Here is a 20,666-nt window from a genome sequence, read left to right on the forward strand (position 1 = left end):
GGCGGAAAACGGGCATTTTGCAGTTATTCAAGAGCGCCGCTAAGAATGACTGGCGGGCTAAAATTCAGTGCGCCTGCCTTGCGATGGGAATGACATGGCCTCCGACGACTCCAATCCAGTCGACCCGTTCGACAGCAGCACGCCGCAATATCGCGCCTATTTTCCGGAAGGGTCGCGGGACGATGTCGAATTCCGGCTGACCCGAATACTCTCGCTGTCGGCCCGCCGCTGGGGGACGCATGTCGAGAATCGGATGCTGGCCGCGACCGGTCAGTCCAGGTCCAGATGGCAGACCCTTTTCGTCCTCAGCGTCGCGCCGCCGCCGGTCACCACGTCGCTGCTGTCGGCCCGTCTTGCCATTCAATGGCCGCCGCTGATCCGGACGCTGAATTCGCTGGAAGCCGACGGTTTGATCCGGCGGACGGAGAATCCGCACGACAAGCGATCGCGCCATATCGAGATCACGCCAGCCGGCATGGAGGTTGTCGAACAGGTTCAGCCGATCCTGTCGGACATCCGATCGACGGTATTTGCCAAGCTGAGCGAACAGGAGATGGAATTGGCGACCCGCGTTCTGGGGATGATCGTTGCTGGCGTAGGGGAGGCTCAGGATATCGGCGACGACTGACATTGTCGGCGGCATTGCCATGGAACGCCGCGACACTGTCGGTTTGTCATGGTGATGGAATGACGGTCGCGGACGCGCCAGCCGGCGCTCGGGGTCAAGGCCGCGCCAGGCTCTGATCGAAGCATTGCGGCTCGTTCGCCAGCGTCATGTCCGCCTGCGCCTCGATCGCGCGAAAATGACATTGCGACAGGCTTCGATCCTGCGGGACCGCATATCGCCACATTGGGGCCTTGGCCGCACCGAACCGGTCGCCGGCCATTGGCGAACCCGGTGACTGCGCTCCCCGCAGCGACGCCAGGCCGCTCAATGCCGCGCGCCGAGAAAACCCATGCCTCCACGATCGACTTCGCCGCAGAATGAGAATTATACAGCAAGAATAATGTATTTTGGCGGAGCGGCAGCCCATCATATTAAGCTAGTATCATGTTGATTTATATACAAATTGTTGGACGCAATCCGCCTGATACCATGCATTATACCATGGCCAAAAAATTTGCCCGTTCGATGGCCCAAAATGGGAATCGAACCGGCCATGCAGATACCATATGCTCGCGCCGGTCTTCCGCCGAATCAGAGGTGCATCATGCAGACGAACGAACAGGGCGAGACCTTCGGGGCGTGGCTGCTTAAGCAGGTGAAGCGCGAGGACTGGATCGGGACGCTGGCCGTCCAGGCGAAGGCTGATCCGCGGTTCCGGGCAGCGTCGACGCCCGATGAATTACGCAAGCGGCTTCAGGAGGCGGGAGCCGAGGGCGATCCTTTCGAGGCGCTGGATGACGCCGAGATAGAGTGGCTGAGCGAGTAACATGCCGATCACGCGCAGCGATATGCCGGAGGATGAGCAGTGGTCTGCTGCGGCCCGGATGCTAGAGGTGCATGGTGATGATGTCGGCAACGTCCTCATTGAGCGTGTCCGATCTTTGATGGACGCTCACGAGCATCAGGAGGCAAAGACCTGGCTCGATATATGCAGCAAAGTGCAGCGCCTATATGGCGGTGAAGGTGGCGCTTAGTGACGCTGACGGATTGGGAACTATGGGCCTGCGCCCAGCAGGTCGTAAAGCAGCACCGGGCTAAGGCTCCGGCGCATGTCGCGACGCGCATAGGCGAACTGGCGGCGGCTGGGGATATGGACGGCGTTGAGGCATGGAAGGCCATTGCCGCGCGCGTCGACCAACTTATGGACTATCGCAGCGGACGTCCTCTCAGCCGTCAATAACTATGGACGGCACCGACCCTCGTCATATCCCGCTGAAATCATCGCTGGGTTCGCGCGGCGGCCAGTCTTCATCAAATCCGGCGTCGTAGCTGGGCGGAGGCGGTGCCGGCGTTGGCTTCTCCACCGGCAGGACAGGCGCGCTACCGTCGAACGTCACCCGGATCACCGCGCCGAATCGATCGGCGCGCTGAAAGATCGCGCGGACCATTGCGAGCTGGCCGCCGATCCATTGTGCCTGTTCGGCCCGGATATATCCGATCTGCACGTCTCGCATGGAATAGACGGCGACCGCCCGGCTATCGGCTGGGTTCTTGGGCTCGCGTCGCAATTCGACCGGCTCGCCTGGGGCGCATATCTGGATTTCGAACCGGCGGACGGGGCCACGCTTGTTCGCATATTCGGCGCCGACGACGGCGATGGACATGGGAGGCCGGGCCATGCGGGGAAGATATGGCCTGGCCGGAAATCCCACAAGAGGAAGAGCGGGCGAGTTCCCGTCAAATCAGCGCTGAGCGCCACCCGATCCGCCCCGTGCCGATCTGATATTCATGTGATGGTCGCTCTTCACTCGAAGGAGCAACGCCATGACATTCGATATCGCCGACGATCTGGACCGGGCGCATCTTGCGCGCCAGCGTCGCGTGGCCAAACGAGGATGGTTTAAGGCCGTAGACAAATTGGAGCGGCCCGACGGGGTCGCACCGTCCTCGCACGCGGGGGAACCGCGCTCGTCCGATGGACGGGCCGCATAAGTGCAGTGCCGCTGCTGGGAGGAAACTACAACTGCACAAATCACTGCCTACGAAATCGTCGTCACTGATACTCAGGCTTCGGAAACGGCAGCGCCGGGTAGCGGCAGCCCTTCGCGAACCGGGGCTTGAGGAACCGCAGATATCGAAACTGGCGCAGCTTGTGCCGCGTCGCCCGATCGATGTTGGCGCGGATGTGCGAGGCGCGCGGTCCGTTCGCCGACTTCGAATTGGTCACAAGCGAATTGTGGTAAAATTCACCGTCCAGTTCCCAGAAGATGCCCAGATGCTCGCCGTGATAGGTGAACCCCGCCGCCTGATAGACCGTCCCGAACAGGCCGCAGCGCTGATCGGCAAACGACTGTATCCATTTCACGGCCGGGCGCACGCGGCGGATGAGCCGGATCGAATAGGCCAGTGCCTTGCTCTCGCTGTTGCGGGGCGCGGCGTCGTGCAGCCACATGCGGTTGAGTTCCAGATATTCGGTCATGCCGGTGCCTTCGACCACGCTGCCGGCGCTGGCCGGGTTCATGGCGAAACCATATTGCAGGACGCCCACCATCTGCGCGCCGATGAAGACGCCCAGGTGCAGTGTCGATCCTGAGTATATCCGCTTGCTGTAATGGTTCGCGCGGATCAGGTCGTTTGCCAACAGACGGTCGATGATCTCGACGCGAAAGGCGCTGTTGCCGAAGCCGATAGCCTCGCGCTGCAACAGCAGATCGGCATGGGGATTGAAGAGATAGCCGGTATCGTCACCAGCGACGCCGAAAGGCGTCTGGCCCGTTAATAACTCCATAGGGGATTATGCTCACAAGGAGCCCCGCCTGTTGCGCAGGTGCGGGGCGAAGCGGCTACGCGAGCCGCTAGTAGCGAGTGTGACGCTCGCTGGTTGCTGGGTTGCAGCCCAGCACCCCCGCTCGCGATCCAACCACCGGAAAAATTGCGGCAGTTCGGCGCGGCGGACGTGTCTCAAAAAAGAAAAGCCACTTATCAAATTCTGCTTGCGCGGAAATGATAAGTGGCTTATCTATGTGTTCGTCAGACGGCGACACCATCCCGGCAAGCCCGCTGACAAACCCGAAAGGAAAGAGATGGCAGTCTCAATCCGGCTTCGGATTTGGAAAGTGAAGATCATCTTCACGATCGAAATCTAGAAGCGCCCGCCCCGGTCTAGCCACCGGGGCGGGTTAGGGTTGCAAGATACAGACGGTGGAGACGATATGCAAGCCGAAGACCTGAAGTCGAAGCGGTTGGACATGGGTTTGAGCCAAGCCGATTTCGCAGATGCTATTGGCGTTTCGCGCGTCCTATTGGGGCAGATGGAACGTGGTCAGGCGCCGATCGAGAAACGCACGGCAATGGCAGCGACACATCACTGGATCATGGAGTGCAAGAGCGACGCGGCGCGCGCCGAACGGCGGCGACTGTTCGCCAAACTGCATGAGCAGTTGGCGGAGGATTGATCGCTCTTGCGGATTGATCGGACAAATCCGGGTTCTCCGGCGTTGATGACCGGCCGACCGGAAGGGGCTATCCCAATGAGCCCAAGGGAGTGCTGCCGGACAGCAACATCAGCGCTGGTTTCTGCTAGACTATAATCCACTAATTTTTTTATCTATTTCCTTAATCTTAAGATCGGCATCTTCAATTTCTGCAACTGATGAACCATTGTCAATTAATTTATTATGGAAATCTACTAGTTTATTTCGTTCATTAATTAGCATGTTGCGATCATCTATCTGCTTTTTTCTTTTTCCTGCTAGAAGTATGGCCTCCTCTACGGTTTTTGGGGCCTTCCCATCGGGGCGAACCACCTCCTTACCGGGGAATATGCTCGTCCGACTCGCAGCATAATATTGAAATAGAGTGCGGCGATCTGGATCTAATCGCTGAGCGATTTTTTCCACCTCTTGATAATTTGAGAAGTCGATGTTCTCTATCTTCGTATCTTCTACTTTATTTTGGCAGCCAAGCAGCAGAATGATCGGGATGAAGAACAATTTTCGCATGATGTCCCCTTTCGTTGCTGGAGAATGCCATTTCCGGCAGATCATGCAAATACCGAACGTATAATTGCCCGGCAGCGCTAGTAGACCAACGATGACACCTGCCCCCCGCCACCTTTCGCGGCACAGGTCCAAGCCCCAGGATCGTCTGATCCTGAAAGCGGCTGATCGTCGCCCGACGGTCAAGTCTCGCTGCAAATCCAAATCGCTATGTCGCTGGCGCAACCTCAATATTGCTCGATGAAACTGACGGTCGTGGTGGCGGAGCAGGCCGCGTAGATCGCCGCGCTGGTATCCAGCAGGAGACTGGCTCCGGCAACGGGCTGCAATGGAAATCCGGTTGTCGTGGTGACGCCGCTATTGCCGAAAGCGCAGCTATTGGCCGCGCCGACGTTCAGCATGATCTTCGACCTGCCGGCGCGCGCAGCTGCTACCAACGTGCTGGATGTGCCGACGGAAATCTGACCGGTTGCCATCGAACCGCTACCCTTGGCGACGACATAGGCTCCAGATGTGTCGCCGGGCGCACGTACCCATTGTGCTGTACCGGGATTGTAGAGACTGCCTGACGCATATACTTTCAGCGCATTGAGCGTGTTGCTTCCTGTGTCGTTAGCGGTGCCCACCCCTGAAAAGGCGGTCGCACTGTCAGCAGTCATCAATTGCACTTGGAGCGCCGAGCGAGCGCCAAGTTGCAGATTTCCGCGCTGTCCGTCAGTCAACGTCGGCAGCGTGGTGGAATAGATACCGCCCACGCCGACAGGATTGCCGGTTGCTGCCGCGCCAGCCGCGCCAGCGCCCTGCACCTGATCGGCCGTCGCGCCGCTACCCCCGCTGATTGCGGTCACTGGCAGCGGCGCTGAAGCGGAAACGGGAACGCAGCTGCCATCGACCTGCTTGACGCATGGGGCCTGCATTGGGGCATAGCCAGCCGGGGCCTGAACGGAAGAGCCGGTCGTTTGAGCCAGCGCGAGCGAGGGTATAAGGGCAAGCGCCAGCGCGCACGCCCATCGGATCATGGTCATGAGGATATCCTTGATGATTGAGGTGACTGTTGCGGTCGCTACCGTGCGACCGGACAAATCCGCGCCATGGCGGCCGTTGCCAAGACGGCGGCGGCACGGGCGTTGTCGCATGTGGCGTAGGGCTGGATGGTGGTGCAGCCCGCAAGACTGAACACCGCCAGGGCGACTAACAGTAGCGGATTGCGGACTATGGACTTTAAACTGAACATGGGGAAGACTGACCTGGGGCAAATGGGGCGGTGTGAATGCGCGACGGGCAATGGCGAATTGCGATTCTCGCGATCGGATGGCTGGCGCTAACCGCAGCTGAAAAAGTTACTGAGCCACCAGCTAACGAGACCCAAACAGCAGCCGGCGGTCAGCAACAGCACGCCGCGAACCCAATAGTATTGTCGGCTCCGCCAGTGCCGAAGTCGACCTATCGGCCATATCCCAATCGGTATGACGAAGCCTGCTATACCGCCAAGGATCACGATAGCGCTGACTTGTGCGCTCAGTGGCGCGCCGCGCTCAGTGGTGAGAAAGCAGCGGAAGAGGCCCATCGCGCTACTTTCTGGTCTATCTTCGCATCCTGGATCAACCTCTTGGCCGTAGCGGGTTTGCTCGGGACGATTTGGCAGACACAAAGGGCGCTGACTGAAGCCCGGCTGACCAACAAGCATACCAGCGAAGGACAGCGCGCCTGGGTTTCCTCGACCGTATCGATCGATCGCTTCACGTTTGACGGGGACAAGGTTGCTATCGAATATACGTGCATATTCACGAACTCGGGAGACACCGTCGCACGCGAGGTTTATGTCGAAACCCGATGCTTCACGGCTCAAACCCGCGCCGAAGCAAGCGAGATCGCGCGCATACATAGGCACATCAGAGACAGGAGGAAGCCCGGGCGCGACGCTCTCATACCCAAAGAGAGCCTGACCTACCTGCTGGCGGAAAATGTCACCGTCCACTCTCATCACTGGGACGAGCGCGGCAACATCGTTCTCCTGATCGTCACAAGCGTCTTCTATAAGACCAATCTCGGAGAGGACGCGGCAACCGAACAGTCCTACACCATCGGACGCACCATCTCGGGCGCTGGCAACATCAGATTCCTTCGTCAGGACATGGAGGGATGCGAAGTCGATGATCTCGCGGTGATGAGCCATCGATCCGGTGAGGTGACCTAGAGCCATGGCGGGCGAAAGGGTCAGGGCAAGCGCCAGCGCGCATGCCCATCGGATGATGGTCATGGAAAAGCCCCCTATGTGAATTTCTCAGATCGCCGGTTTGTCGCCAGCATGCGGCAGATCAGCCGTGCGTTCGTCGGGCCGCTTGAGCCGGATCAACTGCCAAAGCGTGCGCCCGGCGGTCACTATGTAGACCGCACCCTCGATCGCCAGCCCGACCTTGCCCATGCCGCGCGCCATCTTGCCGATGCCCGTCAGCGCGCCTCCGTCGCGGGCGGATCGGATGGCGGCGCATTGGCCAGGCTCTGGCCCATGCGATCGACGCTCCGTTGCGTCCAGCGTCCCTGCACCGCCTCGATGATCCGCTGCAACACCAGCAGGAAGGCGGCCACATCGAAGCCGTCGCCGACAAGCTTGCGCTCGATCGCCCGCCAGAGCAGGAATACGACGCCGATCGCGATGGCGGACAGCAGGACGATCTCGCTGCCATGATCGGTCAGCTTGAGGCACGGCGGCTTCATGCTACTAGCCCCTTCATCGCTACCAGCCGCGACTTGCGATCAGCCAGCCCGTTGAGGCCGCCGTTTATCTTGCGGGTAATTTCCTCCAGCAGATCCTTGTCAGCCAGCCCGTTGAGGTTGCGGTTCGACCAGTAGGCGCAGGCCAGATGCATCCCTATCGATGGATATGCAGCAATCTCCGGGCGACGTTCCAAATCAATTCCGATCTGCCGGCCGAAGAAGCGATAGTTCGCACGGCCTGTGATTTGGATAGGCCCACGCCCTTTGAATCGGATACCATCACCGGGCTGGATGTTGCCCAGATTGGTGCGGCCCTCATAGGCGGACCCGCTGGCGATCTCTTCCATATATTTGAAGGAGCCGCTTTCATGTCCGACCTGGGCGAGAAAGTGGGCGAGGCGTTGCGCGCTGCCCATGATACCATAGGCTGGTAGATGGACCGTTGCACCGATCGCCAGTTCTTCGGCTCGATCCCTCGCAGCACCGAGCTTTTGGAACAGAGCGGTGAATGATTTCACGCCGAACGCGCCATCTTGGGCCACTCCGATGCGACCCTGTAGGTTGGTGATCCAGGTCATGTCATTCGCCTCCCTTCGGCCGTTCCGCCGCCCGCGCCAGTCGGTCGGCCGCGACAACCTGCTGCGCCCGCTGGGCAATCTCGCCCTTGCCGTCCACGATCGCGCGGAGTTTCATCACCTCCGCGTCGGACTTGGCGTGCATCTTCTGGCATTCGGCCAGCATCGTCTCGACCGCATCCAGGCGGTTGGTCAGCGTCTCGATGCGATGCTCAAGGCCCGAGATCAGCTTGGTCGCTGCGTCGTCAAGGCGGGCTTCTCGCTTGTCGAGACGGCCCGCCATCCATTCGGCAAACCACTTGACAGCGAAGAACCCGCCGCCCCCGCTGGCCCCCAGGGTCGCGACGGCGCCGATCTGCTCGAAATATTCAGAGGCCATCCGCCGCTGCTCCTAGATGTGGAATGTCGTGTCAGAACCGCATCAGATCGCGATATCGACGGTGGAGGCGAGCATCTTGGCCCACGCATAGGCATCCAGCCGCTCGCTTGAGGTCAACAGGCGTGACCAGGCCATTGCCAGAACGACGTCGCCGGTGCCGCCGTAGACACTGGAATAGCCGCTGCCGATCAGCAGGGCCTTGTTCGGGTTGGTGCGCACATAGCCGTCATTCACCGCGCCGACCCCGACAGCGCCGCTGGTCATGTTACGGATGGTGGGGCCGTCATCATTCGAACTGCTCAGGCCTGTTTTCGCGGCAGTGCCGATCAGGCAAGCAAATCCAGATGCCAGCGCAGCCCCGCTGACAGTCGTGATCGTGCTGCCGCCATTGTTCGAATAGGTCGCTTGCATTCTTGGCCCGGTAACAGAGCCAGCCATAAAAGCAGTGGAGGTCGAAGCTCCGTAGTTGCCGACGAACATGAAGCGCGTGGCTGGGGTCGCATCGACGGTGCCGGTTTCTCGCCCGACAATGAGGTGGGTAATGTCCTCGCCGATATCGACAAAGGATGTCTCCAGATAATTGGCTCCAGAACGCAGCGAAACAGAACCTTCCCCATCGAGCGGCGACCCGATCTGGCGGGCATTGGCTTTTCCCTTCGCCCAATTGCGTAGGAATGCGTCAGTCCCTGCGACGCCAGCGTGCAGAAATTCCAGATGATCGCCAAGCGTGCCGGGGAGGATAAGCTCGGCGGCGGCGGGGCTCCAACTGAGTTCGCCGGTGTTGAATTCAACGCCCATGATAGTCTCCTTTAAGCGATGCAGGCGATGGTGCTGGCGAGGGCAAGCGCTTGCTGCTCGCGGGCGATGCCGAATGGATGGATGATGTCGCTGATCGTGGTCGTGCGGATGCCGGTCACGCTGTCGGTCGAGCCAGCGCTGGTTGCCCAGCCAGCCTCCGCCGACTGATGCGCCCAGGCAGAACACAGGTGGACATTAATTTTCCCGGCGTCACGGCGCGCTTTGACGATCGCCGTGACGGCGTTGATGATCGCCGCCCAGCTTCCCTGCCATGTCGCGTCGCCCGTCAGGTCCACAGGCATGGCCGACGACCAGACGATAACCTTGGTGGCGGGCCATGCGCGCTCGATTTCGTCCAGCACATAGCCATAGCCCTGATTGACCTGCTCCAGCGCCTTGACCGCGCCCTGCTCGTTGCGGTCGTTCATGCCGAAATTGAGCGGGACGATGTCAGGGCGCACGAAACCGAACGGGGCAAAACGCTGCTCGAAGAAACTCAGGTCAGCCCGATATTGCTGGCCGCCAACGGTGACGATGGGCGTGGAGGCGGATGAACTGCCGACCGGGCAGAGATACGGGTTCCACTTGTTCTTTTCCGCCTTGGACAGCGCCATATAGGCGGCCTCCTGCCCCACGGGGAGCGGGCCATAGGGAATGTCTCCATCCGTCATGTCATAGCCCAGCACGTCGCTGAACGCCCATCCCTCATGGGCTTCACCCAGCGGGCCTGCGACATTCTGCGCATCGGTGGAGGATGCAGAACCGTTGATCGTGCCGACAAAGATCACCGTGAAGCCCCAGGACTCCAGATAGGCCTTGATAAACTGCGCCATCTGGCGGTTCGTGATGCTGTCGCCCCACAGCATCAGGATCACGGTCATTGCGGCAGCGAGCGGCACCGTCTTGACCATGACGCTCAGCGTCTTCACCAGTCGCGCCGTCCGGTTGCCGATGGTACGCACGGTCAGTGTCGCCGTGCTGCCCATGCGCGACGGGTCCAGTTCGATCACATTATCAACCGAACTGCCGCAAAAGGATTTCGCTGGTGGACCTGCCCGACTGTCGATCGTGACACGTCCAAAACGGTCGTCCGATCGCGACATGCGGATATTCTCGACATAGAGCGGCAATGCGCGGTCGCTGGTCAGGAACAGTTCGGACCCGATCATGGGAAGCACGTCGATGACCGGCTCGGGCGGGGGGATCACGCCGCCATCGTCGCCGTCGCCGGACCTGAAACCGCTGGCATCGGCTACGAAATTGACTTGGCCCAGGCCATTGACGGATCGCACATAGGCATCGCTGATCTCGCGGACGACCATGCCGGGCAGGCGGGTGCCGCTCTCTTCGCTGCCGATGATGAGGTCGCCCAGATCATTGCGATAACTCATGCCGCCGCGCACGTCGCCCGTCAGCCGACCACCGGGCAGGATAACCGCGCCGTCGTCATCGACGCCGAAGGGAGATTGACCCAATCGGTTCGTCCCGCGCAGAAACGGCCCGCTATCGGAAGGGCGTCCGAACTTGAAGCCCGGGAGGTCGAAGCCACCCTGGGAATAAAAATAGGCCCACAGCTGGCCGAGCAGATTTTTCCACTGAACGGCGGCCTCATTCGGCATGGCGGGACCATCCGTTCGGCGAACCGTGTCCGCGACGAACAGGACTAGTTCCGCGCTTGGCGTGGTCTTACCGGTCGGAACCGCGATGCCCGCCAGCTTCAGATATTCTTCTGCGACGCGCTGATCGTCGGCAGATCGCACCCAAAAGGGCGCGCCCTCGTCCGTTTGCGCCAGGCCCTCGCCCGTTGTGCTGTATAGCTTACCGATGGTTTGCGCCGTGGTGGCCGCAATCTCGGCCCGACCAGCCGCTGTCTCGGCTTGCCCACGAAATGTGTTCGCGGCGCCCTTGGCGGCATCGGCTTGATCGACCAGGTTTTCCACGGTCTCGACGAACGGCGCCACCGCCGCGACTGCCTCCGCGCGATTATGTGCATCCATCGCCGCGGCCGTTGGCTCATCGATGATGTCGGCTTTGAACAATTCCAGCGATGCACGATCACCCGCCGCCCCGCGCTGGACGATCGCCAGCGTTGCCGCGTCCATCGTCACCTCGATCGCCGGGATGGCCGCGACGATCGGCGCACGATCGGTCGGGAAATCCGGCCCCGGTTCGACCTTAACCTGCTCATAATAATGGGTGAAGGACGCGCCGCTGGTCGTTTCGGTGAAATAATAGCTGATCGCCTTGGATGCACCGGTCAGGAATATCTGCGTCGCGGCGGCGGCATCCCCCATCAGCAGGGCGGATTTGCCGCCTTCCTCCAGATAGCTGTCCCGCACCAGGAAGGGGTCGGTCTGCCCGCTGATCAGGAAAGCCAGGGCGAAGGTCTTGCCGACCATATCCTGCGGCACGCCCTGGGCGTCGGTCACGATCACGCGCAGGGCAAAAGGTTCGCCGGCGCGCACGATCAGGGCGCCGGCGGGGGACAACCCCATCGGATGGCTCATTGCTGGTCCTTTTCGGTTAGTTCAGCTGATCGGCACCAGCGCGCCGTCCACGACGCGATGGGTGACATCCCAGTTGCCGCGATACTGGTCCACTTCGACATAGGGCCGACCGTCGGCCTTGATCTCGAAGTCCGGACCAGTATCGCACTGGATGATGCGGCCGTCCGACGGCGCGAAGAAGACGACAATCATCAGTCGTAGATGATCGTGGTGGCGATGTTGCGGCCGTTCACGGTCATGGTCGATGGTCCATTGAACATGATCTCCACGCTATAGGTGCCGGCGGCAAGGCCGCTCTTCGATCCCGACAACGGCACCGCAGGTGCGGCGGCCGCGCCACCGGCCGAGAAGACTTCGGTGCCGTCGATATACAACGCCAGATCGGCGGCCGCCGGCGTGCCGCTATAGGCCGTCGCCACCGCCGCGACGGCCTGGATTGAACCGGGGGCCAGCAGCGTCACCGACTTGCTCAGCACGACCTGTGCCGCCCCGGTCCCCGCCAGCGATCCGGATGCCGTCGCACTGCCGAACTGGGCGCTGTTGCCGGTGCCAGCCTTGATCCGGTTCACCTGCACGTCGTTCATGGCGATGCCGTCATCGCCGACCTCGAACAACAGGTCGTCGGTGCCCGGCTTGAACAGCCGAAGGGCATCGAGCTCTGCGTCGAAGCCGGTCTGAATCTGGCTGTTGGTCAGCATGATCGCGCCGACACGGCCGTTCGGCTTGATGAGTAACACGGCCTTGGCGATATAGTCCGGCGCGGGCTTGATCAGCAGATCCTCCAGCCCGTCGATCGCTTCCTGTATCGGCGATTGAGGCAGCGGCGGCACATTGGTCAGCCCCTCGATCGTCAAGGTGCAATAGCTTTTCGCGACCAGCGACAGGTCGATCGAGAAATCCTTGAAGAAGCCGTAGATCGTCAGGCTGTCATATTCCTCCTCGCCGATCCACAGGCAGGCGCGGGCGCGCAGCGCGGCAAGGCGACGCTGTACGATGTCCGCGTCAGCGGCGTCGATCAGGGAACGGATGCCCATCCGCTTGGCCCATCCCCGCTCGACCACCGTGGTGGTCCCGAAATCGTCGGTATTGCGCCGGCTGAAATCGGTGATGGCGACCGAGGGGCCGGTTTCCGTAATGCCCAGGTCGACGATCGCGCCGACGATCAGCGTCCCGATCTCCACATAGGCGGAAGAACCGCTAGCGGACGCCGTTACGCTGATCGAGGCGGCCGAATCGATCGGCAAATCCCGAAAGATCAGATTGGCCTGGTCGGCCTCCCGCGTCAGTGTTTCGTCATAAACACCCGACCCGCCGACGGACACCTGCACCCGGACAGTGACCGCGTCCGTGTCGAGGATGGCGACGGTATCGACATATTGACCCGGCGCGATCGTGACGGCGATGCTGTCCGTCTGTCGCGTTGCCGATCCTACCCCCTCATCGAACATGGCCCATCGATTTGTGGCGCCGACTTCGATCCACCAGCTGCTCGCTTCTTCTTCGGGATCATGACCGGCATTCTCGACCGCGACGCTTTCATAGACGCGGTGGACCGCCGCCTTGATGACGCGATAGCCAAGCGGATAGGTGGTGCTGGACGACCATTCGGGATGGTCGGTCTCCGGCACATTGCTGGCCGTCAGCATGGCGTCCGTCACGATGACGGGGGGCACGACCATCATGCCGCAGGCACCGTCGAAAGGGCGTCGCCGCCACTCTGCGCGGTCACATTGTCCAGCGTGCGCACCAGCTTGCCGGTATTGCCTGCCGTGGCGGCATGGCCTGCATTGTTATCGGCGCGCATCTGCTCCAGCTCGGCTTTCAGGGCGTCGATCTTGGCCCCCAGGTCCGCCGTGCTGCCGGCGCTGCCAGTCGCGCTACTGGAGGGGATCGCGGCGGCGTCCGCCGCGGCGCGCAGCGTGTCGTCGATCGAGGTCAACAGCAGGACACTGGCGTTGGTCGCGTCCAGCGTTGCCTGCGCCACGTCGATCTGGTTCTGCGCCGCGTCGATGCCGCCGTCGACATAGCGCGCGACCATCGCGACATCGCGCTGATATTGGGCCATGCTCGACGCATTGTTTCGCGCCGATGTCAGGAAATCCTGACTGACGCCCTGCAGGTTGGCCAGCGCGGTGGCATCGCCCCCGGCCGCAAGCCCGCCGGTCTGCATCAGCTTGATGAGGGCAGCACGGTAGGACAGCGCGCCATCGTCCTGGCCGAACAGGGTATCGCGATAGGCCTGCAACGAATCGACCAGCGGCTGCATCTTTTCGATGATCGCGCTGGCATCCTCCATCGCCCATACCCGCTGCTGCAAGGGACGCAGGCTCGCGTCCATCTGCTCGATTTCGATCTGGCGCAGCATCGCGACCGACTGCAGATCCTTGCCCTGCAATTCAAGGATGCGTGCTTCCAGCGTGCGCCGATCCCGGCTCAGTTCTTCCGCTTCGCTGTTCGCCTGCTTGATCGCCTCGACCTTCTTCAACTGGTAGAGCTGTTCAAGATCGGCATATTCCGCCGCGTTGGCGCCAGCCTCGGCAAACACGGCGCGCAATTTGGCGAACTGCTTGTCCAGCGTGTCGATCGCTGCCCCGACCGGATCGGTCATCGCCTTCAATTCCGTGAAAACGCTTTCGAACTGCACCGCCTTGTCCAGGGCGGATTGCAGATCACCGCCGGCGCTGAGCAGGCGCTGCGTCGATGCGCGTATGCCGGTGATGACGCCCTTATCGAGCGCGCTCTGGATCGCCGCCGCGATGGCTTCTTCCGCCGTGTCGAACGATTGGCGATCAGCAGATGTGCCGGAGGTCGGATCGAAGATATACTTCTTGTTGCGCATCCCGAGCGACCCGAGATTGAGGCCACTGTTCAGACCGCCGCCGAGCGCGCTCGCGATATCATAGAGGGATGACCCGAATGCAGTCGCCATGCTCTGGCCGGCAGAATAACGACCGCCGCTATTGCTGACCTGATTGTAATCGACACCGCCGGTCGCACCCACGTTGATGCCGCTCGCATAGCCATATTTTGTGCCGCTGAAGAGCTTGCCCAATATCCCACCGGCTAGGCCACCCACGATGCTGCCGATCGGCCCCGCAAAATCGCCCAAGCCCTTGGCTAGGCTTTCCAGTCCGGTCTTTAGGAATTTCTCGCCTAGCTTCTCACCGAACGCGCCGCCGATAAACGATCCAATGCTGCTACCCTGGCTGCCCAGCAAAAGCTTGCTGGCCGCCGATCCCGTCGCGCCGCCATTCAGAAGGCCGCCCATCGTTTTCGCGAAAGAGCCATTGCCGCCAAAAATCTGATCCAGCTTGCTCGTGACTTTATCCCACCCGTCCTTGCCCACCATGCCGGTGACGCCCTGGAGAAGGTTGCCAAAGCTCCCTCCAACGCTGGAGAAGTTGCCAGTATAGAGGCCACTTACGAAGCCAGCGATCGTCCCGGCAGCTCCGCCAATCTGCTGGATGACGTCGAGCTGGCGAAGATAGAGGTCCAGTATATCCTGCTGGCCCTGCTTTTCGGCTTCCAGCAATTTGGCGCGATCCTGCTCCTGCTCGATCATCTTTTCGCCGACAGTCTGTATTCCTCGGCCCCATTCCAGATGCTGTTTTAGCATGTCCGCGACCAGTTTTTGCACATTGCCTTGGGCAGTAAGGCGCCCCTCCAGCAGCCATTTGTTCAACTTTTCATATTCCGCCGCCGCTTCCCGCGCCGCACGCGCTGCCTCGCGCAACTCCTTATTGTGGCCGCGCGTCGCAGCCTGCGCGGCCTTTTGCGCGGCCTCTGCTGCATTGACCGCCGTCATCGCGGAGGTCAGGTCGTCGCGATATTTCACGAGGGCGGCGCCGCCAGCCTTATCGGCCGCTGCCGCACCCTGCTGCACAAGCGCCAGCTTCGCACGCGCACGCTCAACCGCGGTCGTCGCGGTGGCGAAGCCAACCTGCTTTTCGATCAGGCTCGTGGTGCCGCGGGCGAGGGCAGAGGTGTCACCCGCCAAGCCTCGCAGCTCCTTGCTGAGTTTTTCATTTTCGCGCTGAGCTATGATAGCAGCCCCGGCCTGGCCAGTTATATCCAGAGTGAGGCCTTTGAGATCGGGGCGGGTGGTTTGTGCCAGACGCGCCAAGCTTTGCGATAGCTTATCGATATTGCCGCCGGCTGCGGCTAATGCCCTCTGAACATCTGGGTCAAGCACACGCTGTACCGCCGCAATGTCGGGGTCCCAGGACTGCGGATTGCCCGCGACATCGATCCGGGCATTGCGTGCTGCTGCAAATGCAGCGTTTCGCTGTTGGGACATGGCCGCCTCGTTGTCGGCAATCTGCTTTTTCCGGGTCAGGATCGCGTTCAAAACGAGGACACGGTTCTGTTCGATCAGCTTGCCGGTGGCCTGATCGATGAAATTGCCGATGTCGGACTGGCGCGTCTGAAATTCCTTCATGCCGTCCGCCGCTTTTTTGGCAGCTTCGCCGCTTTCGAAAAACTTGTCCGCCATCCCGGCGAGCAGCGTGATGCCTAGCGTGATAGCAATGCCCCATGGGCCGTTAAGGAAGCGGCCGACTGTGCCCAACTTGCCTTCAAACCCCGATAGCGCACCGGTCGCCTGCGGGAACTGCATCGCAAAGGCGCGAAGGACAGAAGTCCCGCCAATCACCTGGACGCTGAAATCGGACATCTGAAAGCCAAGATTCTGCACCGCCGCCCGTGATGCGTTCGAAGCCCCAGCCGCGTTCTTGGCAGCATGTTCCATTCGCGTGATCTCAGCACTCGCGCTGCGCAACCGCGACGCCAATTCGGTCAGGCCCTGGCTCTCCGCCGCCACAGCCTTCATCTCCGCGCGCATCTGTCGTATCTCAGAAGCGCTTTTACCAAACACCTCTATCTGCCGTTCCAGCTGCCGAACCATGCTCTCGCCGGCCTTTTCAGCGCGATTGGTGTCCCGAGCGACATTGGCCAGTTCGCGGCTCGCCGCGTTGCCGAAGGTGGTTATCTGGGACGTAGCGCCGCCCAGCTTCACCATGCCTCCAGTCGCGCGCTCGATTTTGGTAGCTTCGGCCAGCACCTTGCCTTCGGTGCTTTCCATGACCTGTTGCAGGCGCGTCAATTCGTCGAATGATGCGCCCGTCTCGATCGCGAACCCCACCTCCAGGGTCGGGACGTCATAATCTGCCATCTTGACCCTTTCGGTGTTCAGCCCAAAAGCGCCCGCAGGCGCCGTTCTTCTACGTCACGTTCGCGCGCGGTCACGACCATGCGCCAGGGCGGCGGACATGTTTCGGCTTCGGCGCGGCGGCTCTCTGCCAGATATTCGACGGACAATTTGCGCAGCAGGCGCGCCTCCCAGGGCAACAGGCGAACGCCTGTCGCCTGTTGCCATGCGTTGATGGCGACCCAGCTCAGCGGCGCCGCGCCCATGCCTGCCGCTTCCGTCAGGCCGATCTCCAACAGCCGGTTGATGATATGCGGCGCGGGATTGGTTGGCATCGGGACCGGAAGACCATCCCGGCGCCGCTGCTCGGCGCGGCTCAACGCGGGAGTTGGAATATCCCGCTGCCCGCGCCGACTGCGTGGGTCCGGCTTGGGCGTGGCGTTGAACCACGCCATCTGCCGGATGACGAGGATCAGTTCCCGGCTGAGCCGGGCTTGAAGTTTCCCCAGTCCTGCACCGACTTCATCACCTGCTGCGCCATATAGCCGAGCTTCGGATCGGCATAGAAGGCCTGGAACAACTCAGCGCCCTGCTTGTCCCCAGCGGGCGGATAGGTGAAGTTTTCAAACGCCACCGTGATGGCGGACAGATCCTCGGCGCGTTCGGCGTTGCGCTCAATGGGCGGCACCGCGGAAGGCTTGCCGTCATTATCGGCCATGCGCTTTAGGACGCGACTGGTCTGCCGCGACTCGATCATCGCGAACTGCTCGGAGCCGGGACCATAGACGATCACGCGGCACGGCTTGCTGGTGTCGCCATTCGAATAGAGCAGGTCGCCGGTCGCGCTTTTGAGGTGGATGGGAGCGGTGGCCGCAACGGCCTGGGTGGTGATGTCCATGGATAGTCCTTCGCGGGTTTTGGGTTACATCGACCCGCCCCGTGACCCGCGAGGCGCGAGACGGGTCGATGCGCAGTGATCCGAGCCGATGCGGCGCGGAAATGGGGTTAGGAGGCGGCGACCTTCACGACATCGCTACAAATCTCGACGGTCGGATTGGCCATGACGACGGTGTCGGAACTGTCGATGGTTTCGGGCATCCCGAACACGCGGCCCATGAAATAACGCTTGGCGCCGTCCTGCAGGGTCACCTTGAAGGGATAAAGCTTTTGCGTCTTGTCGGCCGCGGCCGTCTGCATCAGGATTTGCCCGGCGTCGAGCATATCCAACGCCATGGACGGCGAAAGCGAGCCGGAGTCGTAAGACCCTTTCAACTTGTCTTTCGCGCCCTTCAGCGGCTGAAATTCGACCTTGGCGAAGGTGGGGCTGATGGTGCCGATCTTGTCGACACCGCCCACTTCGGTCAGTGTCAGCGCTGCATAGCCTGCGGCGTCGAAGGTCGCGGGCGGTGTAGCCCCGATGGCGATTGTCGAACCGGCAGCAGTTTGCGCAGTCATGATGTGTCTCCTGTTGGGCGAGCCGGCTCAACCGGCACGATTCTCTTGCCGAAGATGGGTCAAGCGGCGGCGCTGGATGCGGCCGCAGGCTTGCTGGCGTCTTTGCGATCGTCGGCTGTCGGTTTCCGTACCAGGCCAGCGGCCTCGTAATTGGCGAACGCACCTTCCTCGATCGCGACGATCGACCCGCCAGCAAAGGCCGTTTCTGTCCCGCTGTCTTTGAAATCGCGAATGATGAAGGCTTCCTTTTTCCTGGCATCGGTCATGTTACGTCTCCTGTTCGTAAAGGGTTCAGCGTGGCGCGTCGTAGGACACACGGAAGTCATGGGTTCGCTCGAAGCTATTGCCCGGCCCCAACAGGCTCGGCCCTGCGCCGGCGGACAGGATAGAAATGCGCTGCGCGTCGCCCAGGATGTTGCCGGTCCATAAAGTGAGGCACCGACGGACCATCACCAGCCTGGCGTCGCGATCGGCAACGCTGACGGCGCGCACCGTGGCCGACACGCGCTCGACCGACCGCACCAGCGGCTCGCGGGCCAGCGTCTGACGATCGGTCAGGCTGACCGACTTCAGAACGATCCCAAGCTGATTTTCCGGCAGCATATCTTCCTTGATGGATGCCACCGGAACCAGGGCGACCAGCGGCTCATACTCACGCAACAGCGTGCCCACGATCTCGACGCCTCTCATGGTTCGTCACCCTGATCGGATCCGGTGATGCCGGTCGGCGCGACCCGTGCGCTGATAAAGGCCTGCGCAGCGCGGATCGCGTCCGCTTCCTCCATGTCCAGCGCCGGGCGAAGGAATGGATGCGCCCGCGCGCCGGGGTGAAAGACAGTCGCACCGACGAAGTTGCCGCCGATAACCAGCGAGGCATTGCCGCCCTCTTCGCGCACCTTCGAATTGATCCGCCGGACGCTCTGGCCCCGGCGCTGGCTGTCGGACACGCTGATGAAATGTGGGTCCGTCCCATATTCCAGCCACAGCGGCAGATTATAGTTGCCCATCAGCACCTGCACGCGGGCGATGATCTTGCCGTCTTCGCGTTTGGTCCGGACCTTGATCTTGTCCGACACTTCCGATGAGACGGACAATTCCTTGGCCCGCGTCGCGACGATCGTGCCCGCCGCGCGCGCCGCGCCGCGCAGGACGCGCTCCCGCACGGCTTCCGGGATATCGTTCATGTAGCGCTTGACCGCCGCCTTGCCGCGCGACGTGGCCATCAGGCCGGGTTCCCAGCGGGCCGATAATCCTCGACCATGAACTCCAGCCCCTCGCGAAAACCCAGTTCGGCGGGGCCGCCTATTATTTGCATGATCCGATCGCCCATCACGAAGCGCATGTCGGGCGTGAGGCCCTCGCGATACAGCATCCGCACCCGCGCAGGCCGCCGCGCCGTGGTCATACCCTCACTCACCTGCTCGCCACGCGATGGCAGCACATCCTGCACCTCGGCAAAAACGGTCGCCACATCCTTCCACCGGCCTGATCCGGCTCCCTTCAAGCTGTTGTCAGCCACAGGACGCTGGATTTTAATCCGGCGATTTCGGCGGCCAGCGGAAAGTGAGGGGTGTGCCATCAGACGCACAGCCGCCGATAATCGCGGCACAGGCCCCTGGCCGCATTCTCCGCCTTCACGAAGACGTCGCCGCCTTCGCGGTCGTGGTAGAAGCCGGCGACAAGGATTCGCATGGCCCGCATGATCTTCGGCGAAAATTCTTTGATATCGGCGGGCGAGGCGAAGCCCGCGGTCATGGTGACCGTGATCTGACTGGCCGGATAGATCGCCGGCCATGAGGTAGCCACCAGACGCGCGGGGCGGGCGGCGATCTGAGCGAAATAGGCATCGCTGGCCAGCACTGCATCGGCTCGCGAGGTATCGACATAGGCGACATTGTCAATCGACACGATCGGCCATGCCTTCAGGGCGTCGCAGAAGCTGGGCAGCACCTTCGTCACAGTCCGCCGCGTCAGGATGAGGCCAGTGTAGCCCTCGATCCAACCGCGCGCGTCAACGATGGCATCGGTCAGAAATGCGTCATCCTCGACGTCGCAGATGTTAAGCTGGCGCCGGGCATCTTCCAGGGTGATCGGTTCTGCCATGCAGCGCCTCCGGTAAAGGGCTGGCGGGCAGCATCAGCCGCCCGCCAACCATCACTTTTCTTCGTCCTCGGCGGCTTTCGGAGCGCCGCCCAGATTCTTCACGACCTCGTCTTCCAGGGTGGTAAGACCGGAAGGGGTGTTGAAGTCGATCTGGTTGCTGGCGATGGTCGCGCCCTTGCGCGGCTCGTTGTCCACTGCGGGGTGGGCGGTGTCGATACGCTCGACAATGGTCGGCTCGATCAATGCGCCCGATGCCGCGACATCGGTGGCAGGTGCCAGGTCATCAACCTTGAGTGCCTTGGTGTCAGCCTCGCCGGGCACGTCGGACAGCTTCACGTCGCTGGTATCGACGGACTTCTTGATGGTCATCTTATGTCTCC

At 61.6% G+C, this 20,666-nt stretch carries 30 protein-coding genes; 7 read left to right on the forward strand and 23 right to left on the reverse strand.

Features of this window, described 5'->3' with window-relative positions:
- The first annotated feature begins 94 nt into the window (after nucleotides 1-94).
- On the forward strand, nucleotides 95-628 hold the full coding sequence (locus ABT375_RS15125; RefSeq protein ID WP_261935577.1) for a MarR family winged helix-turn-helix transcriptional regulator: 534 nt from the start codon (nucleotides 95-97) through the stop codon (nucleotides 626-628).
- Nucleotides 629-722: 94 nt separating this feature from the next.
- On the opposite strand, the gene ABT375_RS15130 is transcribed toward ABT375_RS15125, so the two are convergent.
- The gene (locus ABT375_RS15130; RefSeq protein ID WP_416463155.1) at nucleotides 723-851 is read right to left on the reverse strand and encodes a hypothetical protein; all 129 of its coding nucleotides are present in this window, start codon (nucleotides 849-851) and stop codon (nucleotides 723-725) included.
- Between the two features lie 360 nt (nucleotides 852-1,211).
- Between ABT375_RS15130 and ABT375_RS15135 the strand changes: the two genes are divergently transcribed.
- Genes ABT375_RS15135 through ABT375_RS15145 form a run of 3 tightly spaced genes read left to right on the forward strand, consistent with a single transcriptional unit; the run spans nucleotide 1,212 to nucleotide 1,847 of the window.
- Nucleotides 1,212-1,433 carry a hypothetical protein gene (locus tag ABT375_RS15135; RefSeq protein ID WP_416463156.1) on the forward strand — a complete coding sequence of 74 codons (222 nt, stop codon included), beginning with the start codon at nucleotides 1,212-1,214 and terminating at the stop codon, nucleotides 1,431-1,433.
- Between the two features lies 1 nt (nucleotide 1,434).
- Entirely contained in the window at nucleotides 1,435-1,641 is a 207-nt protein-coding gene (locus tag ABT375_RS15140; RefSeq protein ID WP_416463158.1) for a hypothetical protein, read from the forward strand.
- Complete coding sequence (locus ABT375_RS15145) at nucleotides 1,641-1,847, forward strand: DUF6961 family protein (RefSeq protein ID WP_416463159.1); 207 nt, start codon at nucleotides 1,641-1,643, stop codon at nucleotides 1,845-1,847. The genes ABT375_RS15140 and ABT375_RS15145 overlap by 1 nt, the downstream gene beginning before the upstream one ends.
- A gap of 22 nt (nucleotides 1,848-1,869) precedes the next feature.
- Here ABT375_RS15145 and ABT375_RS15150 read toward each other — a convergent pair whose 3' ends face one another.
- Entirely contained in the window at nucleotides 1,870-2,271 is a 402-nt protein-coding gene (locus ABT375_RS15150) for an HIRAN domain-containing protein (RefSeq protein WP_416463160.1), read from the reverse strand.
- A 160-nt stretch (nucleotides 2,272-2,431) separates the two neighbouring features.
- Between ABT375_RS15150 and ABT375_RS15155 the strand changes: the two genes are divergently transcribed.
- Complete coding sequence (locus ABT375_RS15155; RefSeq protein ID WP_416463162.1) at nucleotides 2,432-2,599, forward strand: hypothetical protein; 168 nt, start codon at nucleotides 2,432-2,434, stop codon at nucleotides 2,597-2,599.
- A gap of 61 nt (nucleotides 2,600-2,660) precedes the next feature.
- Here the strand turns inward: ABT375_RS15155 and ABT375_RS15160 are convergent, their stop codons facing one another.
- A complete protein-coding gene (locus tag ABT375_RS15160) occupies nucleotides 2,661-3,395 on the reverse strand; it encodes a hypothetical protein (protein WP_416463163.1) in 735 nt (244 codons plus the stop codon).
- Between the two features lie 424 nt (nucleotides 3,396-3,819).
- On the opposite strand from ABT375_RS15160, the gene ABT375_RS15165 reads away from it, so the two are divergent.
- On the forward strand, nucleotides 3,820-4,062 hold the full coding sequence (locus tag ABT375_RS15165; protein ID WP_416463165.1) for a helix-turn-helix domain-containing protein: 243 nt from the start codon (nucleotides 3,820-3,822) through the stop codon (nucleotides 4,060-4,062).
- A gap of 129 nt (nucleotides 4,063-4,191) precedes the next feature.
- Here the strand turns inward: ABT375_RS15165 and ABT375_RS15170 are convergent, their stop codons facing one another.
- Together ABT375_RS15170 and ABT375_RS15175 are read right to left on the reverse strand one after the other, a co-directional pair.
- Entirely contained in the window at nucleotides 4,192-4,608 is a 417-nt protein-coding gene (locus tag ABT375_RS15170; protein WP_416463168.1) for a hypothetical protein, read from the reverse strand.
- 224 nt (nucleotides 4,609-4,832) lie between these two features.
- Nucleotides 4,833-5,630 (reverse strand): hypothetical protein, encoded by a 798-nt coding sequence (locus ABT375_RS15175; RefSeq protein ID WP_416463169.1) that lies wholly within the window; start codon nucleotides 5,628-5,630, stop codon nucleotides 4,833-4,835.
- Nucleotides 5,631-5,875: 245 nt separating this feature from the next.
- Here ABT375_RS15175 and ABT375_RS15180 point away from each other — a divergent pair, with 245 nt between their 5' ends.
- Nucleotides 5,876-6,802: a hypothetical protein gene (locus tag ABT375_RS15180; protein WP_416463172.1), complete on the forward strand. Its 927-nt coding sequence runs from the start codon at nucleotides 5,876-5,878 to the stop codon at nucleotides 6,800-6,802.
- An 87-nt stretch (nucleotides 6,803-6,889) separates the two neighbouring features.
- On the opposite strand, the gene ABT375_RS15185 is transcribed toward ABT375_RS15180, so the two are convergent.
- The 18 genes from ABT375_RS15185 to ABT375_RS15270 all read right to left on the reverse strand — a co-directional run bounded on the left by ABT375_RS15185 (nucleotide 6,890) and on the right by ABT375_RS15270 (nucleotide 20,655).
- On the reverse strand, nucleotides 6,890-7,030 hold the full coding sequence (locus ABT375_RS15185; RefSeq protein WP_416463173.1) for a hypothetical protein: 141 nt from the start codon (nucleotides 7,028-7,030) through the stop codon (nucleotides 6,890-6,892).
- Nucleotides 7,031-7,056: 26 nt separating this feature from the next.
- Nucleotides 7,057-7,323 carry a hypothetical protein gene (locus ABT375_RS15190; protein WP_416463176.1) on the reverse strand — a complete coding sequence of 89 codons (267 nt, stop codon included), beginning with the start codon at nucleotides 7,321-7,323 and terminating at the stop codon, nucleotides 7,057-7,059.
- Nucleotides 7,320-7,901: a glycoside hydrolase family 19 protein gene (locus ABT375_RS15195; protein WP_416463178.1), complete on the reverse strand. Its 582-nt coding sequence runs from the start codon at nucleotides 7,899-7,901 to the stop codon at nucleotides 7,320-7,322. Before ABT375_RS15195 ends, ABT375_RS15190 begins: the two co-directional genes overlap by 4 nt.
- A 1-nt stretch (nucleotide 7,902) precedes the next feature.
- Nucleotides 7,903-8,277: a hypothetical protein gene (locus ABT375_RS15200; RefSeq protein ID WP_416463180.1), complete on the reverse strand. Its 375-nt coding sequence runs from the start codon at nucleotides 8,275-8,277 to the stop codon at nucleotides 7,903-7,905.
- Between the two features lie 42 nt (nucleotides 8,278-8,319).
- On the reverse strand, nucleotides 8,320-9,075 hold the full coding sequence (locus ABT375_RS15205; RefSeq protein WP_416463182.1) for a hypothetical protein: 756 nt from the start codon (nucleotides 9,073-9,075) through the stop codon (nucleotides 8,320-8,322).
- A gap of 11 nt (nucleotides 9,076-9,086) precedes the next feature.
- Entirely contained in the window at nucleotides 9,087-11,582 is a 2,496-nt protein-coding gene (locus tag ABT375_RS15210; RefSeq protein WP_416463183.1) for an SGNH/GDSL hydrolase family protein, read from the reverse strand.
- 21 nt (nucleotides 11,583-11,603) lie between these two features.
- A complete protein-coding gene (locus tag ABT375_RS15215) occupies nucleotides 11,604-11,774 on the reverse strand; it encodes a hypothetical protein (protein WP_416463185.1) in 171 nt (56 codons plus the stop codon).
- Nucleotides 11,774-13,264: a hypothetical protein gene (locus tag ABT375_RS15220; RefSeq protein ID WP_416463186.1), complete on the reverse strand. Its 1,491-nt coding sequence runs from the start codon at nucleotides 13,262-13,264 to the stop codon at nucleotides 11,774-11,776. The genes ABT375_RS15215 and ABT375_RS15220 overlap by 1 nt, the downstream gene beginning before the upstream one ends.
- The gene (locus tag ABT375_RS15225; RefSeq protein WP_416463187.1) at nucleotides 13,261-16,752 is read right to left on the reverse strand and encodes a hypothetical protein; all 3,492 of its coding nucleotides are present in this window, start codon (nucleotides 16,750-16,752) and stop codon (nucleotides 13,261-13,263) included. The genes ABT375_RS15220 and ABT375_RS15225 overlap by 4 nt, the downstream gene beginning before the upstream one ends.
- Before the next feature lie 17 nt (nucleotides 16,753-16,769).
- On the reverse strand, nucleotides 16,770-17,063 hold the full coding sequence (locus ABT375_RS15230; protein WP_416463188.1) for a hypothetical protein: 294 nt from the start codon (nucleotides 17,061-17,063) through the stop codon (nucleotides 16,770-16,772).
- A 137-nt stretch (nucleotides 17,064-17,200) separates the two neighbouring features.
- Nucleotides 17,201-17,626, reverse strand: a complete 426-nt coding sequence (locus ABT375_RS15235; protein ID WP_416463189.1) for a hypothetical protein — start codon at nucleotides 17,624-17,626, stop codon at nucleotides 17,201-17,203.
- A gap of 107 nt (nucleotides 17,627-17,733) precedes the next feature.
- On the reverse strand, nucleotides 17,734-18,183 hold the full coding sequence (locus ABT375_RS15240) for a hypothetical protein (RefSeq protein ID WP_416463190.1): 450 nt from the start codon (nucleotides 18,181-18,183) through the stop codon (nucleotides 17,734-17,736).
- Nucleotides 18,184-18,242: 59 nt separating this feature from the next.
- Nucleotides 18,243-18,449 carry a hypothetical protein gene (locus ABT375_RS15245; protein ID WP_416463191.1) on the reverse strand — a complete coding sequence of 69 codons (207 nt, stop codon included), beginning with the start codon at nucleotides 18,447-18,449 and terminating at the stop codon, nucleotides 18,243-18,245.
- Nucleotides 18,450-18,474: 25 nt separating this feature from the next.
- Nucleotides 18,475-18,873: a hypothetical protein gene (locus tag ABT375_RS15250; protein WP_416463192.1), complete on the reverse strand. Its 399-nt coding sequence runs from the start codon at nucleotides 18,871-18,873 to the stop codon at nucleotides 18,475-18,477.
- Nucleotides 18,870-19,406 (reverse strand): HK97 gp10 family phage protein, encoded by a 537-nt coding sequence (locus ABT375_RS15255; RefSeq protein WP_416463193.1) that lies wholly within the window; start codon nucleotides 19,404-19,406, stop codon nucleotides 18,870-18,872. Before ABT375_RS15255 ends, ABT375_RS15250 begins: the two co-directional genes overlap by 4 nt.
- Complete coding sequence (locus ABT375_RS15260) at nucleotides 19,406-19,762, reverse strand: head-tail adaptor protein (protein WP_416464915.1); 357 nt, start codon at nucleotides 19,760-19,762, stop codon at nucleotides 19,406-19,408. The genes ABT375_RS15255 and ABT375_RS15260 overlap by 1 nt, the downstream gene beginning before the upstream one ends.
- Nucleotides 19,762-20,286, reverse strand: coding sequence for a head-tail connector protein (locus tag ABT375_RS15265; RefSeq protein WP_416463194.1), 525 nt, complete (start codon nucleotides 20,284-20,286; stop codon nucleotides 19,762-19,764). Before ABT375_RS15265 ends, ABT375_RS15260 begins: the two co-directional genes overlap by 1 nt.
- A gap of 51 nt (nucleotides 20,287-20,337) precedes the next feature.
- Nucleotides 20,338-20,655, reverse strand: a complete 318-nt coding sequence (locus ABT375_RS15270; RefSeq protein WP_416463195.1) for a hypothetical protein — start codon at nucleotides 20,653-20,655, stop codon at nucleotides 20,338-20,340.
- Between the last annotated feature and the right edge of the window lie 11 nt (nucleotides 20,656-20,666).

This window comes from Sphingomonas sp. VDB2, assembly GCF_047946695.1.
Lineage (GTDB): Bacteria > Pseudomonadota > Alphaproteobacteria > Sphingomonadales > Sphingomonadaceae > Sphingobium > Sphingobium bisphenolicum.

Coding starts and splice junctions, on each gene's coding strand:
- ABT375_RS15165 (WP_416463165.1), top strand. CDS start 3,820: ATGCAAGCCGAAGACCTGAAGTCGAAGCGGTTGGACATGGGTTTGAGC.
- ABT375_RS15225 (WP_416463187.1), bottom strand. CDS start 16,752: ATGGCAGATTATGACGTCCCGACCCTGGAGGTGGGGTTCGCGATCGAG.
- ABT375_RS15125 (WP_261935577.1), top strand. CDS start 95: ATGGCCTCCGACGACTCCAATCCAGTCGACCCGTTCGACAGCAGCACG.
- ABT375_RS15255 (WP_416463193.1), bottom strand. CDS start 19,406: ATGGCCACGTCGCGCGGCAAGGCGGCGGTCAAGCGCTACATGAACGAT.
- ABT375_RS15170 (WP_416463168.1), bottom strand. CDS start 4,608: ATGCGAAAATTGTTCTTCATCCCGATCATTCTGCTGCTTGGCTGCCAA.
- ABT375_RS15135 (WP_416463156.1), top strand. CDS start 1,212: ATGCAGACGAACGAACAGGGCGAGACCTTCGGGGCGTGGCTGCTTAAG.
- ABT375_RS15240 (WP_416463190.1), bottom strand. CDS start 18,183: ATGACTGCGCAAACTGCTGCCGGTTCGACAATCGCCATCGGGGCTACA.
- ABT375_RS15205 (WP_416463182.1), bottom strand. CDS start 9,075: ATGGGCGTTGAATTCAACACCGGCGAACTCAGTTGGAGCCCCGCCGCC.
- ABT375_RS15265 (WP_416463194.1), bottom strand. CDS start 20,286: ATGGCAGAACCGATCACCCTGGAAGATGCCCGGCGCCAGCTTAACATC.
- ABT375_RS15250 (WP_416463192.1), bottom strand. CDS start 18,873: ATGAGAGGCGTCGAGATCGTGGGCACGCTGTTGCGTGAGTATGAGCCG.
- ABT375_RS15175 (WP_416463169.1), bottom strand. CDS start 5,630: ATGACCATGATCCGATGGGCGTGCGCGCTGGCGCTTGCCCTTATACCC.
- ABT375_RS15220 (WP_416463186.1), bottom strand. CDS start 13,264: ATGATGGTCGTGCCCCCCGTCATCGTGACGGACGCCATGCTGACGGCC.
- ABT375_RS15260 (WP_416464915.1), bottom strand. CDS start 19,762: ATGGCACACCCCTCACTTTCCGCTGGCCGCCGAAATCGCCGGATTAAA.
- ABT375_RS15160 (WP_416463163.1), bottom strand. CDS start 3,395: ATGGAGTTATTAACGGGCCAGACGCCTTTCGGCGTCGCTGGTGACGAT.
- ABT375_RS15195 (WP_416463178.1), bottom strand. CDS start 7,901: ATGACCTGGATCACCAACCTACAGGGTCGCATCGGAGTGGCCCAAGAT.
- ABT375_RS15180 (WP_416463172.1), top strand. CDS start 5,876: ATGCGCGACGGGCAATGGCGAATTGCGATTCTCGCGATCGGATGGCTG.
- ABT375_RS15190 (WP_416463176.1), bottom strand. CDS start 7,323: ATGAAGCCGCCGTGCCTCAAGCTGACCGATCATGGCAGCGAGATCGTC.
- ABT375_RS15270 (WP_416463195.1), bottom strand. CDS start 20,655: ATGACCATCAAGAAGTCCGTCGATACCAGCGACGTGAAGCTGTCCGAC.
- ABT375_RS15245 (WP_416463191.1), bottom strand. CDS start 18,449: ATGACCGATGCCAGGAAAAAGGAAGCCTTCATCATTCGCGATTTCAAA.
- ABT375_RS15230 (WP_416463188.1), bottom strand. CDS start 17,063: ATGCCAACCAATCCCGCGCCGCATATCATCAACCGGCTGTTGGAGATC.
- ABT375_RS15235 (WP_416463189.1), bottom strand. CDS start 17,626: ATGGACATCACCACCCAGGCCGTTGCGGCCACCGCTCCCATCCACCTC.
- ABT375_RS15185 (WP_416463173.1), bottom strand. CDS start 7,030: ATGGGCAAGGTCGGGCTGGCGATCGAGGGTGCGGTCTACATAGTGACC.
- ABT375_RS15215 (WP_416463185.1), bottom strand. CDS start 11,774: ATGATTGTCGTCTTCTTCGCGCCGTCGGACGGCCGCATCATCCAGTGC.
- ABT375_RS15155 (WP_416463162.1), top strand. CDS start 2,432: ATGACATTCGATATCGCCGACGATCTGGACCGGGCGCATCTTGCGCGC.
- ABT375_RS15210 (WP_416463183.1), bottom strand. CDS start 11,582: ATGAGCCATCCGATGGGGTTGTCCCCCGCCGGCGCCCTGATCGTGCGC.
- ABT375_RS15200 (WP_416463180.1), bottom strand. CDS start 8,277: ATGGCCTCTGAATATTTCGAGCAGATCGGCGCCGTCGCGACCCTGGGG.
- ABT375_RS15140 (WP_416463158.1), top strand. CDS start 1,435: ATGCCGATCACGCGCAGCGATATGCCGGAGGATGAGCAGTGGTCTGCT.
- ABT375_RS15130 (WP_416463155.1), bottom strand. CDS start 851: ATGTGGCGATATGCGGTCCCGCAGGATCGAAGCCTGTCGCAATGTCAT.
- ABT375_RS15150 (WP_416463160.1), bottom strand. CDS start 2,271: ATGTCCATCGCCGTCGTCGGCGCCGAATATGCGAACAAGCGTGGCCCC.